The 14,736-nt window shown below is 71.8% G+C and carries 11 protein-coding genes; 4 read left to right on the plus strand and 7 right to left on the minus strand.

Translation table 11 applies throughout. The features are described 5' to 3' along the window. The coding region (locus tag IF73_RS40035; RefSeq protein WP_155525297.1) for an acyl-CoA dehydrogenase family protein at window positions 1–100 on the plus strand (100 nt) is incomplete at its 5' end. 82 nt (window positions 101–182) lie between these two features. Here IF73_RS40035 and IF73_RS0133295 read toward each other — a convergent pair. Then, window positions 183–2,078 carry an Ig-like domain-containing protein gene (locus tag IF73_RS0133295; RefSeq protein WP_031014337.1) on the minus strand — a complete coding sequence of 632 codons (1,896 nt, stop codon included), beginning with the start codon at window positions 2,076–2,078 and terminating at the stop codon, window positions 183–185. Between the two features lie 277 nt (window positions 2,079–2,355). Further along, a complete protein-coding gene (locus IF73_RS0133300) occupies window positions 2,356–3,603 on the minus strand; it encodes an LCP family protein (protein WP_107049377.1) in 1,248 nt (415 codons plus the stop codon). A gap of 119 nt (window positions 3,604–3,722) precedes the next feature. Here IF73_RS0133300 and IF73_RS0133305 point away from each other — a divergent pair, with 119 nt between their 5' ends. Continuing rightward, entirely contained in the window at window positions 3,723–4,256 is a 534-nt protein-coding gene (locus IF73_RS0133305) for an acyl-CoA thioesterase (protein ID WP_031014341.1), read from the plus strand. Window positions 4,257–4,269: 13 nt separating this feature from the next. Here the strand turns inward: IF73_RS0133305 and IF73_RS0133310 are convergent, their stop codons facing one another. After that, window positions 4,270–5,649 carry an LCP family protein gene (locus tag IF73_RS0133310; protein WP_031014343.1) on the minus strand — a complete coding sequence of 460 codons (1,380 nt, stop codon included), beginning with the start codon at window positions 5,647–5,649 and terminating at the stop codon, window positions 4,270–4,272. A gap of 250 nt (window positions 5,650–5,899) precedes the next feature. Here IF73_RS0133310 and IF73_RS0133315 point away from each other — a divergent pair, with 250 nt between their 5' ends. Next, window positions 5,900–6,925 (plus strand): glycosyltransferase family 2 protein, encoded by a 1,026-nt coding sequence (locus IF73_RS0133315; protein WP_031014344.1) that lies wholly within the window; start codon window positions 5,900–5,902, stop codon window positions 6,923–6,925. Window positions 6,926–7,010: 85 nt separating this feature from the next. On the opposite strand, the gene IF73_RS0133320 is transcribed toward IF73_RS0133315, so the two are convergent. The 4 genes from IF73_RS0133320 to IF73_RS0133335 form a co-directional block, all read right to left on the minus strand. After that, the gene (locus IF73_RS0133320) at window positions 7,011–8,786 is read right to left on the minus strand and encodes an LCP family protein (RefSeq protein WP_234338415.1); all 1,776 of its coding nucleotides are present in this window, start codon (window positions 8,784–8,786) and stop codon (window positions 7,011–7,013) included. Between the two features lie 49 nt (window positions 8,787–8,835). Then, window positions 8,836–10,617, minus strand: coding sequence for an LCP family protein (locus tag IF73_RS0133325; protein WP_031014354.1), 1,782 nt, complete (start codon window positions 10,615–10,617; stop codon window positions 8,836–8,838). Window positions 10,618–10,865: 248 nt separating this feature from the next. Further along, window positions 10,866–12,104 carry an LCP family protein gene (locus tag IF73_RS0133330; protein ID WP_031014356.1) on the minus strand — a complete coding sequence of 413 codons (1,239 nt, stop codon included), beginning with the start codon at window positions 12,102–12,104 and terminating at the stop codon, window positions 10,866–10,868. Between the two features lie 223 nt (window positions 12,105–12,327). Beyond that, a complete protein-coding gene (locus tag IF73_RS0133335) occupies window positions 12,328–13,080 on the minus strand; it encodes a TIGR03089 family protein (RefSeq protein WP_031014358.1) in 753 nt (250 codons plus the stop codon). A gap of 126 nt (window positions 13,081–13,206) precedes the next feature. Between IF73_RS0133335 and IF73_RS0133340 the strand changes: the two genes are divergently transcribed. Next, window positions 13,207–14,691, plus strand: coding sequence for an N-acetylmuramoyl-L-alanine amidase (locus IF73_RS0133340; RefSeq protein ID WP_031014360.1), 1,485 nt, complete (start codon window positions 13,207–13,209; stop codon window positions 14,689–14,691). Window positions 14,692–14,736 lie beyond the last annotated feature (45 nt).

Below are 14,736 nucleotides of genomic sequence, written 5' to 3' on the forward strand. Positions count from 1 at the left end.
CTACCCCGTCGAGCGCATGATGCGCGACGCCAAGATCACCCAGATCTACGAAGGCACCAACCAGGTCCAGCGCATCGTCATGGCCCGCAACCTCCCGTAGGGCGCGGCGCGCACGACCGCGGCCCCCGGCATGGTGCCGGGGGCCGCGGTGCCGTGCGGGGTCGGCGTCCCGCGCGGCGGGACTAGTTGTCCGTGATCGTGATGTCGGAGTGCTCCGCGCCGCAGGCGCTGGCGGCACTCTCGTGGGTGGCGTCACCGCTGTAGGAGGCGGTCCACTTGTAGTCGCCGTCGTTGGCGGCGTCGATCCGGAAGGTGGTGTTGTTCGTCGCGGCCTGGCCGTTCACCAGGGCGATCGCGGGGCTGGTGTAGACGGGCATGCTGCAGGTGGCGTCGTCGGGGCCGTACAGCTTGAAGACGACGGTTCCGGTCGGCTGGCCGCCGGCCGTGGCGGTGACGGTGCTGCTGTCCTGCGGGTACACGTACTGCGTGGTGGAGACGCTGGCGCCCGCCTTGACCACCCTCAGGGGCTCGGACTCACAGGCGCTCATCGCGGCCTGGTTCTTGGCGTCGCCGCTGTAGCGGACCTGCCACCAGAAGGTGCCCATCGTGTTGAAGGCCAGCGCGCTGGAGTCGGGGACGACCCCGTTCACGACCGGGAGGTTCTCGCCGGCGAGCCGCTCGTTCTGCGTGCACGCGTTGTCCGAGTACACGGCGTAGGTGACCGTGCCGCCCGCGTCGGGGGTGGCGTTCGACAGGGTGGCCGAGTCGGACACCGAGCCGCCGATCACGACCTCGTCGGCGGAGAGGTCCGTGGTGATCGACGGGCGGGTCTTGGTGACCACGGACGACTCGTTCGCGTCGCCGCAGGCGGTGGTGGAGCCGGCGTTGTTGGCGTCGCCGCTGTACTGGGCGATCCAGTAGTAGGTGCCCACCGCGGTCGGGAAGTACTGCGCGGAGTTGTAGTTCCCGTTGCCGTTGACGGGGACGGTGCTGGTGAAGACGGGGGTGCCGGAGCACTGGGCGTTGTTGTAGAGGCGGAAGGCGATCGTTCCGGTCGGGCTGATGCCGCCGCCCAGGGTGGCGGTGTCACGGATCGGGTCGCCGATCGTCACGGTCGGCGTCGCGGTGGTGATCAGCGACGTGCAGTTGGTGAGGTTGACCCGCTGCGGGTCGATGAAGTCCTTCAGCTCGGAGTTGAAGGAGTCCGAGGAGCGGCTCTTCACATAGGCCGAGCCGAAGGTCCGGCAGTCGCCGCCGGTCGGGAAGATCGCGTCGAAGGAGATCGCGGCCTCACCGAAGGTGAACGGGTCCAGGGTGCCGAGACCTCCGGCGGCGACGGTGCCGCCGGCCTGGTTGGAGGGGATCAGGGTGGTGTTGACCGAGCCGAGCGCGTCCGGGTTCGCCCCGTCGCTGATGACGTCCGCGGGGCCCCAGACCGAGCCGTTCCACTCCCGGATGGAGATGGTCGGGACGGTGCCGCCCCGGGAGAGGTCGTACGTGATGAGCTTGTCGCCCTGGGTGCGGATCGGGGTGGCGGTCTCGACGGGCCCGTTGCCGGCGCAGTTCGTCGGCATGGCCGTCGGGTCGCAGAACTTCTGGTTCAGCTCGAAGTCCATGTTCGTGGTGCCCTGCGGGCTGTTCACCCGCTGCCAGAACAGTTCGAGGAACTTCGGCGTCGTGGTGTCCTCGGTGTGGACGCCGAACGACAGCAGGTCGCTCTTGTTGGGCGGGATCGACCCGGTGACGATCGTCGGGTCCTCGTCGTTCTCGGCCGTGCCCTGACCGAACGAGTTGTCGTTGGCCCCGCTCGGCCGGTCGCGCTTCGGCACGATCCGCAGCGGGGTGCCGGTGCCGCCGGTCAGCCAGTCGACGCAGGTGGCCGCGGAGCCGTTGACGACCAGGTTGGCGTTGGTGTCGATCTCGAAGCGGCTGCCGTCCAGCGCGTTCGGCGTCGAACAGATCGGCAGGGCCGCCGACAGGGCCTGGGCCGGTGACGCCTGTGCGATGAACGCCCCGGCCAGCGATACGGCCAGCAGCGCTGTGCCGGCATGACGCCTGAGGGGTACGGGTCTGATCACTGCGAACGCTCCTCGATGCTGTGCGAGAGGTCTTGCGCGTCCGCGTCGTCGCCGCACGGCGGTGGCCGATGCCCCGGTCGCCGTCGGTGCGGGGGCGGCGCGCGAGGAGGAACGTAACAAGGCGATTCAGGTAAAACCGGCAAAACGGGCAACACTTCGCGCCGGCCCCGCCGCGACCGCCCCAGTGGAGGAGCGCGCGGGAGGCGACGAGCGCCGGGGATGCCCGGGAGGAGCGTCCCCCCGCCCACGGCGTACCGGCCGGGGCGGGGGGCGGACGTCACCGGTTCGACTCGACGGTGACCTTCTGGTCGTTCTTGATCTGCTCGACGAGCTGCTTCACCTTCGGCATGTCCCACTTCAGGGAGCCCTGCGGCGCGCTGCCCGCGATCGGCATGTTCATGGACTTGCCGTCGCCGCCGCTGATGCCCTTCATCGCGAAGAACATCTGGCCCAGGTCCCACAGGGACATGTCCTTGTCGACGATCAGGGTGTCCAGGCCGGCGCCGAGCGTCGGGTACAGCTTGAACGGGTTGAGGATCGTGCCCGGCGTCGCGGCCTGGTTGGCCAGCGCGGACAGGAACTTCTGCTGGTTCTTGGTCCGCGCCAGGTCCGACTCGGCGAAGGCGTACCGGGTGCGGACGAAGGCGAGGGCCTGCTCGCCGTTGAGGGTCTGCTCGCCGGCCTGGAAGTCGGCGCCCGACTTCTTGTCCTTGAAGCCCTTCTCGATGTTCAGCTCGACGCCGCCGAGCGCGTCCACGATGTTCGCGAAGCCGGCGAAGCCGATCTCCGCGTAGTGGTCGATCCGCAGCCCGGTGTTGAACTCGACCGTACGGACCAGCAGCTCGGGCCCGTCCATCGCGTAGGCCGCGTTCAGCTTGGAGCCGCCGCGCGCCGGGTACGCCTTGCCGGACTCGGAGCCGACGAAGTTCGGGATCGTCACCCAGGAGTCACGGGGCAGCGAGATCATCGTGTTCCCGCTGGAGCAGGCGGCGAGGATCATCATCGAGTCGGTCCGCTTGCCCTCCGCGGAACCGGTGTGCAGCTTCTTCTTGTCCTCGGCCGTCATGCCCTCGCGGCTGTCGGAGCCGACGATCAGGTACGTCGTGCAGTCGCCCTCGGCCGGCCGCTCGATGACCTTGGAGAGGTCCACCTCGTTGCGCATCTGCGAACTCGCCCAGGCGTAGGTGCCGACGCCCCACGCGAGGACGCCGACGACCAGCACGATCGAGCCGATCTTGATCCGCTTGCGCCAGTCCGGCGCGGGACCGGTGGACCGGCCGCCCGGAGCGCCGGGGCCGGCGGGTCCCCCCGGACCGCCGTGCCCGGGGCCCTGCGGAGAGCCGTAGACCTGTCCGGTGCTGTACCCGGAGTCGTACCCCGTGGCCTGCGCCTGAGTGAAGTTCGGGTTGTACGCCTGCCCCTGGTCGTACCCCTGCTGGTACTGCGGGGACTGCTGTCCCTGCGCGCGTCTCTGCACGTGCCGCATGGGGCGGGCGCCCTCGGGCTGCTCAGGCCACTCATTCATGCGGACCAGTGTGCCGGGCTCCGCATTCCGGGCGACAGGCCGGGTGGAAAATAGGACCGGTGCTGTTGCCAAGCTGATGCAAAGCGGACAGCGCCGATACCCGGCATAAGGTGGAGGACATGACAGAACAGGGCCACATCCCGGGCAAGCCCACCTCGGCCTCCCGCACCACCCTCAGCCACATCATGACCAGCCACGACACCAACCTCCTCGGGACGGTGCACGGCGGAGTGATCATGAAGCTGGTGGACGACGCGGCGGGCGCCGTCGCGGGCCGCCACTCCGGCGGCCCGGCCGTGACCGCCTCCATGGACGAGATGGTCTTCCTGGAGCCCGTCCGCGTCGGCGACCTCCTCCATGTGAAGGCCCAGGTGAACTGGACCGGCCGCTCCTCCATGGAGGTCGGCGTCCGCGTCATGGCCGAGCGCTGGAACGACACCACCCCGGCGACCCAGGTCGGCTCCGCGTACCTCGTCTTCGCCGCGGTCGACGGCGACGGCAAGCCCCGCACGGTCCCCCCGGTCATCCCCGAGACCGAACAGGACAAGCGCCGCTACCAGGAAGCCCAGATCCGCCGCACCCACCGCCTGGCCCGCCGCCAGGCCATCAAGGAGCTGAGGGAGCGCCGCGCCGCCGAGGGGTACACGGACTAGCCCCCACCGGCGGTCACGGACACACGACCTGGTCCCCGGTCACCGCCTCGAACGGCCCCCGCGCAGGCGCCACCTCGGTCCGCACGGCCGTGACGCCCCGGAAGTCCCGCCCCGCCGTCACCCGCAGGGTCCCGCCCCGTCCCGCCACCGCCCTCAGCTCCGCCCCCGGCAGCGCCGCCGCCAGGGACCGGGCGGACCGGTCCCACCGGGGGTCGTACTCGATCAGGGTCCGCGCCCGCTCCGGCCCCGCCCCCGTCACCGGCGCCCGCGTCGTGTCGAACCCGGCCCCCCGCAGCGCGTCGTCCACCTTCCGCCCCAGCCCGTCGATCCGGGTCCCGTTGTAGACCTGCACCCGGATCGACCTGGGCGCGACGTCCACGACCACCGCCCTGGCCTTCTTCTCCGCCGCCGGCGGCCGGGACGCCGCCAGCGGCCGGTCCTCCCGCACCGCCGCGAACAGCCTCTGCGCCTTGTCCGCGTCCCACTTCACCGTCGACCCGATGCCCTTCACCGGGAAGTCCATGTCCCCGATCGGCACCGACACGAACTCCGACGACGCCGGCGTGAACCCCCGCATCGCCTTGGCGAGCGCCAGCAGCTGGTCCGTGCCGAAATCCTCGTCGGCCCGCACGGACCCGAGCAGCGTCGTCGACACCTCCCGGAACCGCACCGGGTTGAACAGCACCCCGCCGCTGGTCAGCCGGTCCACCAGCGCCGCCAGGAACTTCTGCTGCCGCTGCATCCGCCCGATGTCCGCGGCCCCGTCGATGTGCCGGGAGCGCACGTACTGGAGCGCCTGCCCGCCGTCCAGCTCATGCGTGCCGGCCGCCAGCTCGAGCCCCGTGTACGCGTCCTTCACCGGCTTCGTCGTGCAGATCTGCACCCCGCCGACCGCGTCCACCGTCCGCATGAAGCTGGTGAAGTCGACCTCCAGATAGTGGTCGATCTTGACCCGGGTCATCGCCTCCACCGTCCGCACGGTCAGTGCGGGCCCGCCCTCCGCGTAGGCGGCGTTCAGCTTCACCGGGTGCGCCCGGTGCTTCTCGCCGCTGTTCTGGTCGGTGTGCTCGGGCAGCTCGGCGTACGAGTCCCGGGGCAGCGAGACGACGCTGGCGCGCTCCCGGTCCTCCGAGATGTGCACCAGCAGCACGGTGTCCGTGCAGTGGCAGGGCGCCCCGCCCAGCCGGTACTTCCGCTTCTCCTCGGGCGTGATCCGGTCGCGTCCGTCGGTGCCGACGACGAGCACGTTCATGCCGGTGCCCGCCTGCGGGCGGTTCTTCATGTCCTTGAAGGGGTCCACCCGGGTGATCCCGGTGTCGAGGCCGGTGACCACCGCGTGCCCGATCCCGCCGGCCGCCAGCACCACCACGGAGAGCGCGGTCGCCATCCGCATCCCCCAGCGGGGGCGCCGCCGGGGCCGCCGCACGGGGGCGGGACCGCCGCGCCGGGGGACCGGCGGGCGGCCGGCCGTGCCGGGCGGACGGGGCGGACGGGGCGTGCGGGGCGGTGTGGGCACGGACGGACACCTCCGCGGGTGGGACAGCGGGACCGTGAGCACCGTAGGCCCATACGATCAGCCGGTAGGGTCACCGGCCCCGGCGGCGCGCACCGGTGTCCCCCATTCGCGGTAACGTGGCCCGTTGATGAACGCCACGCCCCCCGTATCCGTGATCATGCCGGTCCTCAATGAGGAGCGGCATCTGCGCAACTCGGTCCGTCACATCCTGGAGCAGGAGTACGACGGCGAGATGGAGGTGGTGATCGCGCTCGGCCCGTCCACGGACCGCACCGACGAGATCGCCGCCGAGCTGGTGCGCGAGGACCCCAGGGTCCACACCGTGCCCAACCCCACCGGCCGCACCCCCGCCGCGCTCAACGCGGCGATCCAGGCGTCCCGTCACCCGATCGTGGTGCGCGTGGACGGCCACGGGATGCTGTCGCCGAACTACATCGCCACCGCCGTCCGGCTCCTGGAGGAGACCGGCGCGCAGAACGTCGGCGGCATCATGCACGCCGAGGGCGAGAACGCCTGGGAGGACGCGGTCGCGGCCGCGATGACCTCGAAGATCGGCGTCGGCAACGCGGCCTTCCACACCGGCGGCGCCGCCGGCCCCGCCGAGACGGTCTACCTCGGTGTCTTCCGCCGCGAGGCCCTCGAACAGCAGGGCGGGTACAACGTGGAGTTCATCCGCGCCCAGGACTGGGAGCTGAACTTCCGCATCCGCGAGGCCGGCGGCCTGATCTGGTTCTCGCCGGAGCTGCGCGTCCAGTACCGTCCGCGCCCCTCGGTGAGGGCCCTGGCGAAGCAGTACAAGGACTACGGCCGCTGGCGCCACGTGGTGGCCCGCTACCACGCCGGCTCCATCAACCTGCGCTACCTCGCCCCGCCGGTCGCCGTCTGCGCCATCGCCGCGGGCCTGGTGGTCGGCGCCACCCTCTCCCCGCTCGGCTTCGTGATCCCGGCCGGCTACCTCGCCGCGATCACCGCGGGATCGGTTCCGGCGGGCCGTGGCCTCTCCCTGAAGGCCCGGGTCCAGATCCCGGTGGCCCTGGCCACCATGCACATGTCCTGGGGCTTCGGCTTCCTGACCAGCCCCAGGTCGCTGGCCCGGAAGGTCATCGCGAGCCGCCGCCCGGCGGTGAAGCGGGGCGAGACCGAGTCGGTCTGACCCCCCTGGCGTATTCGCACGGCGGCGGCCGGGTCCCTCACCACGAGGGGCCCGGCCGCCGCCGTGCGTCACGCGGGGGAGCGGGTCAGCTCTCCCCGTCCCACCGGTAGACCGAGTAGACGTCCATGCACGCGGCCTTGTCGTCGGCGCCCTCGGGCAGGTCGCCGGCCGTGCTCGTCGGCCGCTTGTAGGTGTCGCCCTCGCGCCAGTCGGCGCCCACGACCAGGGTGATCCCCTCGGCCGAGGCGTCCGCCCGGACGGTGGAGAGCGGCAGGCCGAGGGCCTTCGCGACGGACTCGGCGTCTGCCCGGCCCTGGTCGCCGGCGGCCTTCGGGTAGGCGACGACGGTCCCCTTGCTGGGCTTGCCCTCCTTCGAGGAGTCGGCCTGGGTGAAGCCCTTGCCCTGGAGGGCGGTGGCGATCTTCTTGGCCCGGCCCTCGACGGCCGGCTCGTCGTTGCCGTCGGTGCCGTTGACGACCGTGACGGCGAGCGAGGCCGGGGCGGCCGCGGTCTTCTTGGGCTTCGGGGAGGCCGAGGCCGACGCCTTCGGCTTGGCCGGCGACTTGTCGCCGTTCTTGTCGAGGGCGACGTCGTCCCGGAGCATGCCCCAGATCTTCTCGGCCGCCGCGGCCCTCGGCTGGAGCCACGCGTCCGGGTTCGGCGGGTAGGGGTCGGTCGGGATGGTGACCGTGGACAGCCGGTCGACCTTCACGTTCTTGAGCTGCATGCCGAGGTCGAAGAGCTTGGCCACGGTGTCGAGGCCGTCGGAGACCTCCAGCGACTTGGTGCCGGTCTCCGCGAGGCCCATCAGCCGCCCGGTGTCGGTCCAGGCGTTCTGCTGCTGGAGCTTCTTCAGCATGCCGTTGAGGTACATGTGCTGGGCCTTGGCCCGGTTCTGGTCGCTGCCGAAGGCGTGCCGGGTGCGCAGCCACTGGAGGGCCTGCTCGCCCTTGACCTCGGTGGTGCCCTTGGGCAGCTTCAGCCCGGAGCCGCCCTTGACCTGGGCGGTCGACTTGTCGTGCACGCCGGTCTTGACGCAGACGGGGACGCCGCCGACCTCGTCGGCCATCGCCACCACGCCCGCGAAGTCCACCATGATCCAGTGGTCGACGTAGACGCCGGTGAGGGTCTCCCAGGTGGTGAGCGTGCAGCCGGCGCCGCCCCGGGTGAGGGTCTCGTTGATGGGCCGGTCGGTGGTGGCCGGGTAGACGGTGCCGTCCTCGCCCTTGCACTCGGGGATCTTCACCACGGTGTCGCGGGGTATGGAGATCAGCGAGGCGTTCTGCCGGTCGGCGGAGACGTGCAGCAGCATCTGGACGTCGGCCCGGGGTTTGTCGTTCCGGAGGTCCTTGCCGCCGCCCAGCGCGACGTTCGCGTCGGAGGCCCGGTCGTCCGAGCCGATCAGCAGGATGTTCAGCGGGGTGTCGCCGAGCGCGTTCGGCGCGGCCTTCTGCACGCCGCTGCTGCCGCCGGCCCGGTCGCCGCTGCGGATGTTGCCGTTGAGGTGCTCGTAGTACGCGTAGCCGGCGCCGGCCGTCCCGAGGACCAGGACCGCCACGCCGATAGCCGTCCAGCGCAGCACCTTCCGCTTGCCGGCCTTCTTGGCCTGCTTGCGGGCCGCCGCCCGGCCGCCCGCCGTGGCGGGGGCCGTACCCGGGTCGTCGGCGCCCGACGTCCCGCGGCGGCGCGCGGCCCGGCCGCCCGGCGCGGGGGCCGGGTCCGGCCCCCCGGCCGGCTCCGGCGTCCCGCCGCCCGCCCCGGTCGCCTCGCCGGCGCCGTGCAGATCGTCGTCCCAGCCTCGGTCTCGGGCGTGCGGAACGCCTGACTGCGTCCCCTCCCGTCGCACGCTGTTCTGTCCCACCCCTGGTCCCCTCATCGTCAAGGGCGCGCCGGGACCCGCTGTTCTCGGGTCACTGGGCGCACACCTTCTTGTCTGCTTCCACCTGACCGACGTCCGGCGCCTTCGTCGGACCGGTCATGGGCACCCCCGCGCCCTTGAAATCGGCGCCGAGGACGAGCGTCATGGGCTCGCGCTCCGCGGCGTCCGCGGTGCCCTGCTTGAGGGCGGTGGCCGGCAGTCCCATCATCGCGGCGAGCGCGCGGGCCTGGTCGGCCTGGTTCGGTGCGTAGGTGAGTGTGGTCTTCGCCGCCTTCTCGGGGGCGTTGCCCTTGTTGGTCGAGCGGTTCACGCCCTGGTCGTTCTGGAGCCAGTTGATGGTCGACTGGGCGGCGCCCTGGGTTCCGCTTCCGTTGAAGACGTCGACGCGGACCTCGGCGGCGGGGGCCTTCGGGCCCTCCAGGAGCTTCGCCTGGGCCTTGGCCTTCGCCTTCTTGGCCTCGGCCTCCTTCTTCTTGACCTCGGTGAAGGAGACGTCGTTCTCGATCATGCTGAAGACCTGGGGGGCCTTCACGGGGTCGAGGACGACGGTGGCGCGCTTGGTCGGCGGCTCGTCGGGGTTGTCGACGACCGGCACGGTCAGGAAGGTGATGTTCTTCAGGTCCACCTTGGCGATCTCCTTCGCCAGGGTGACGAGCTTCGTCGCGCTGCCGATGCCCTTGTCGACGGTGAGCGACTCGGTCGCCGCGGTGGCGACGTCGAGCAGCTTCGTCGGGCTGTCGAGGGTGTCCTCCTTGAGCTGGCGCATCAGCGAGGCCATGAACTGCTGCTGCTGCTTGATGCGGTCGAGGTCGCTCTCGTTGCCGAGGCCGTGCCGGTTCCGCAGGAAGGCCAGCGCCTGCTCGCCCTGGACGCGGTGCTCGCCCTCGGGGAGGTTGAGCTTGGAGTAGTTCTTGTCGTGGATCGGCTTGGCGAGGCAGACCTTCACGCCGCCGACGGCCGTGGACAGCTTCTTGACGGCGTTGAAGTCGACCATCATGAAGTGGTTGATCGGCAGCCCGGACATCTGCGTGATGGTCCGCATGGTGCAGCCGGGGTCGCGGCCGTCGACGCCGAAGGACTCGTTGAACTTGGTCTTGCCGACCGAGCCCGGGATCACCTTGGTGGTCCCGTCGACCTTCGTGGGGCACTCCGGGATCTCGGTCTTGAGGTCGCGCGGGATGCTCATCGCCGTGGCGTTGGTGCGGTCCTCGGCGATGTGGATGAGGAAGGTCGTGTCGGCGTGGCCGGTGACGTTGTCCTTGTTGCCGTAGGACTCGTTGCCCTCGCCGGTGCGGACGTCGTTGCCGATGATGAGGATGTTCAGCGGCCCCGTCATCGACTCCGTCTGCACGGCGGCGTCGCCGACGTCGACGACGCCGATGTTGCCGTTGAGCTTGCTGTAGATCGCGTACGCGCCGACCGCGCCGCCCACCAGGACGAAGGCCATCGTGCCGCCGGTCCACAGCAGGACCTTCTTCTTGCGGCTCGCGCCCTGCTTGCGCTTGCGGCGGCGCTGCGGCGGCACGCGTCCGCCGCCGGCCGTGCCGGGCTCGGTCTCCGGGGCCTCCGGCTCGGCCGGGCGGCGCCGCCGCTGGCCGGGAAGGGGAGCCTCGGTGGGGGTGGTTGGGCGGGTGGCGGAGCGGGTACCGGAACCGGTGGCACCGGAACCGGGGAGACCCGACGGGGAACCACCGACCGGCGACTGCCCAGCGGAGTGGTCCAGTCGCAGTTCGTAGTTGCCGGTCTGCGGGTTGAGCACCCACTGGTCGGCGGGGTCGATCTCGTCCGCCCGTCCACGGCTGTGCGCGTCCACGGTTCCTGTCCTCCGTCGGTGCCACGCGGGGCGCCTCCCCCTGTGGGCGCCACTCGGTCGTTCGATCCTTGGCTGAGTGCGACCACGCGGTCCTGGTGCACCGGATCGCGTCACACTATCCGCCCAGTTCAGCGCGGGGCGACGCCAGTGACAAATTCCACGCCGCTTACAACCGGGCAATCCACCCAAACCACAACTCCCCCTGACTCTCCCTTGGCTCCGGCTTTACCCAACGACCTCACCGGCCGCTAGGAGCACGCCCCTTCCGCCGCGTTCCGGCCCGGGAAGGTCGGCGTCGCGGTCGGCCCGGGCGACTCCGCGTCGTCCGGCTTCCCGTCGGAGGATGCGCCGGAGCCCTCCTCCGGTTCCGGCTTCGTCACCAGGACCGGTCGGTCCTCGCGGAGTTGCCGGAAGAGCTCGCTCGCGGCGGGTTGTACCAGTTCGTCACGATTCGCGTTGTACGTGTACGGGCGGCGCGGCACCGTCAGGAACTGGACCTTCTCCGTCGGGATCGCCCGCATCGTCCGCGCCAGGTCGTACAGGTCCCGCAGCGAGTCGAGCCCCGGGTCCGTGGTGATGGACCTGGTCGCCGCGTCGAGCACCGGGTACAGCTTCGTCGGGTTCAGCAGCACCCCGTCGCTCTGCACCTTGTTGACGAGCGCGCCCAGGAACATCTGCTGCCGGTCCATCCGTTCGGTGTCGCTGCCGTTCCCCAGCGACTTGCGGGCCCGGACGAAGCCCAGCGCCTGCTCCCCGTTCAGCGTCTGCCGGCCCGCCGGCAGCTTCAGCTTGGCGTCGCTGTCGTTCACCGGCTCCTTGAGGCAGACCTCGACCCCGTCCACCGCGTCGACCATCTTCTTGAAGCCCCGGAAGTCGATCACCATGTGGTGGTCGACCCGGATCCCCGTCAGCTTCTCGACGGTACGGATCGTGCACGCCGTCCCGCCCCACTCGAAGGCCCAGTTGAACTGCGCCAGCCGCTCCCGCGTCCGGCCCCCCTCGGTCCTGGCGCAGCTCGGGATCGTCACCATCAGGTCGCGGGGGATCGACACGGCCGTGGCGCTCGACTCGTCCGCCGCCAGGTGGAGCAGGATCACGGTGTCCGAGCGCTGGGTGCCCTTGTCCCGGCCGTACTTGCGGTTCCCCTCGCCGGAGCGGGTGTCCGAGCCGATGAGGAGGATGTTCCGGGCCGCCGCCACGACGCTCGACGGGCGCTCCTTCTCGTACCGGCGCAGCTCGTCGGCGGCGGTGGTGTCCGTGGTGATGTTGTCGTCGAGCTTCCGGTAGAACCACCAGCCGGTGCCGGCCGCGCCGAGCAGCACGACCGAGACGCCGAGGCAGCCCCACCGCAGCCAGTGCCGGCGCCGGGCCGCCGGCGCCTCGGCAGCCCCCTCCCCGGCGTCCGGGGACTCCCGCTCCTGCTCCTGCTCCCGCTCCCGCTCCGGTTCCGGGTCCGGTTCGGCGGGCGTGCCAGCGCGGTCCGTCACGTCGTCAGTCCGTCCTTCGGGGCGTCTCGGGCGCGTCGGGCGCCCGGCGTTCGCACGAGGGAGACGGCCGAACCCGACACGGGGTTGTACGGAGGAGACGATTCCCCCCGGGCCGATCATGTACCGGACTCGCCGCGCGGTCGCGGGTACGCGGCGCGTCGATCGGCCGAACGGGTGCATCGGACGCACCGGGGGCGGGAACGCCCCGCGGTGCCCGCGCCCCTCAGAGCGCCGTGGCCGTCACCCGCTCGCTCCCGATGCGCTGCTCCAGCGCCTCCGGCGCCAGCTCGCCCAGGTTCCGGCACAGCACCACGGAGCCACCCGCGGCCAGCGGCGCGTACAGCCCGGCCGAGAGCCCCTCCCAGCCGTCGTACGGCAGCCCGGACAGCAGCCGCGAGCCGGCGCCGAGCCCGAGGCGCACGGCATCCAGCCGGGCCTGTTCGACGAGCTGTACGCCGCTGCGTTCCGTACCGTCGACGACGAGGGCGGGCGCGTCCGCGTCGACCGGCACGAACGGGACGAAGCGGTCGCCCTGGCCCGGCACCTCGACCGCGTAGTCCGCGTACCCGGTCGGCACGGCCGGGAAGCGGCGTCCCAGCGGCGCCAGGGAGAGCGCGATCCGCTCCCCGGAACAGGCCAGACCCGCCTCCAGCGAGTCCGGGCCTGCCACCACGAGGTCGGCGTCCGCCGGATCGCCGCCCAGCTCGGCCGTCACCCCGACGGAGGAGCAGGCGAGCAGCCAGACGGCTGTCTGCCAGTGCGCGGGCAGCAGCAGCGCGAGCCGGTCGCCGGGTTCGGCGGACAGCTCGCCCTGAAGCAGATTGGCCGTCTTCGCCACCCAATTGGCGAAGGTGGCGACGGACAATTCCACCCGTTCACCGGTGGCGTCGTCGTAGTAGGTGACCAGAGGACGGCCGGGGTCCGCGGCGAGCGCGGATCGCAGCAGGTCGGCGGGGGTGCGGTCGCTGGCGTTCACGCCGCACAGGGTACGCGGCCCGGCGCGCCGCCCTGGGCCGTACCGGTGACGGGGTCCTCCGGTCGGCCTGACGTGCCGTCCCCCTTCCGGCGCGCGCCGTGCCCCCGCGCTGCCCACGATCGGGCCATGCGTGCCTCACTCGCCTCCTCGATCGCCGTCGCCTGCGCGGCCGCGCTCGCCCTGCCGGTCACCCTCGCCGCCCCCGCGACGGCCACCGCGCGCCCGGCGGCGGCCGCCTTGCCACCGGAGCGGGACGAGCTGCCGGGCTCCACCCAGTCGCTGCCGCTCCGTCCGCTCGGCGCCTCCGTCCGCTCCTTCGGAGCCGACCCGGGCACCGCGGCCGAACAGGGCCTGACCCGGCGGGACGTCAGACCCTTCTCGCTCGTCGGCGTCGTCTGGGACGACCCGGCGGCCGTCCTGCACGGCACGGTCCAGGTCCGCACCCGGGCCGCCGCCGACGGCGTCTGGTCGGAGTGGCAGGACGTCGAGACCCACAACGACGAGCACGGCGCCGACCCCGCCACGGCCGAGGGCGCCGCCGGCACCCTCCGCGGCTCCACCGCCCCGCTGTGGGTGGGCGACTCGGACGGCGTCGAGGTCCGCGTACGGGCCGGGCGGGAGCACCCCCACCACCCGGACGGGAGCCACCCGGACGGGAGCCACCCGGAGGGGGACCACCCGGAGGGGGACCACCCGGACCGGGACGGCTCGGCCGCGCCGCTCCCGGCCGGCCTCCGCCTCGAACTCGTCGACCCGGGCGAGGAGCCCGCCACCGCCCCGGCCCCCGGCACCCGGGCGATGGCCCCGCCGGCCGTCCTCACCGCCGCGGAGGCCGCCGCGACCGGCGTCAACAGCCAGCTCGCCCCGTACGGCGCGCCCGCGATCCCCGCCTCCCCGGCGGAGGAGTCCCAGGCCGTCTCCGTCCACCAGGGCACGCCCGTCCACCAGGGCACGCCCGTCCGGCAGGCCGCGCCCGGCCAGGAGACCGCGAAGAAGAAGCCGTACATCGGCCCCCGCCCCAGGATCATCACCCGCAAGGGCTGGGGCGCCGACGAGTCGATCCGCGAGAAGGGCTTCGTCTACACCAAGACGATCAAGGCGGCCTTCGTCCACCACAGCGCCACCGGCAACAACTACACCTGCGGCCAGGCCCCCTCCGTCCTGCGCAGTATCTACCGCTACCACGTGAAGAGCAGCGGCTGGCGTGACTTCGGCTACAACTTCACCGTCGACAAGTGCGGAAACATCTACGAAGGCCGGGCCGGCGGAGTGGCGAAACCGGTCCTCGGCGCGCACACCCTCGGCTTCAACACCAACAGCATGGGCATCGCCGTCCTCGGCACCTTCACCAGCACCAATCCGCCGGCCGCCGTCGTGACCGCGGTGGCCCGCCTGACGGCCTGGAAACTCGGGCTCCACGGCGTCAACCCGAAGGGCACCCAGACCCTCGTCTCCGGCGGCGGGGGCCTGTACGCGAAGGGCCGGAAAGTCACCTTCCGCGCCATCGCGGGACACCGGGACGGGTTCGCGACGGAGTGTCCCGGCGGACGTCTCTACGGCAAGCTCGGAACCGCCCGGACCTCCTCGGCGAAATACCAGGGACGAAGCTGATGGGGGCGCGGAGGCAACCATCTGCATAAACTGACCGGTCATATC

The organism is Streptomyces sp. NRRL F-5727 (assembly GCF_000719555.1).
In the GTDB taxonomy this organism is placed as follows: Bacteria; Actinomycetota; Actinomycetes; order Streptomycetales; family Streptomycetaceae; genus Streptomyces.

Bases quoted from the DNA above. Each gene is read 5' to 3' on its own strand.
- IF73_RS0133300 (WP_107049377.1), bottom strand. From the start codon at position 3,603: ATGAATGAGTGGCCTGAGCAGCCCGAGGGCGCCCGCCCCATGCGGCAC.
- IF73_RS0133305 (WP_031014341.1), top strand. From the start codon at position 3,723: ATGACAGAACAGGGCCACATCCCGGGCAAGCCCACCTCGGCCTCCCGC.
- IF73_RS0133310 (WP_031014343.1), bottom strand. From the start codon at position 5,649: ATGCGGATGGCGACCGCGCTCTCCGTGGTGGTGCTGGCGGCCGGCGGG.
- IF73_RS0133315 (WP_031014344.1), top strand. From the start codon at position 5,900: ATGAACGCCACGCCCCCCGTATCCGTGATCATGCCGGTCCTCAATGAG.
- IF73_RS0133340 (WP_031014360.1), top strand. From the start codon at position 13,207: ATGCGTGCCTCACTCGCCTCCTCGATCGCCGTCGCCTGCGCGGCCGCG.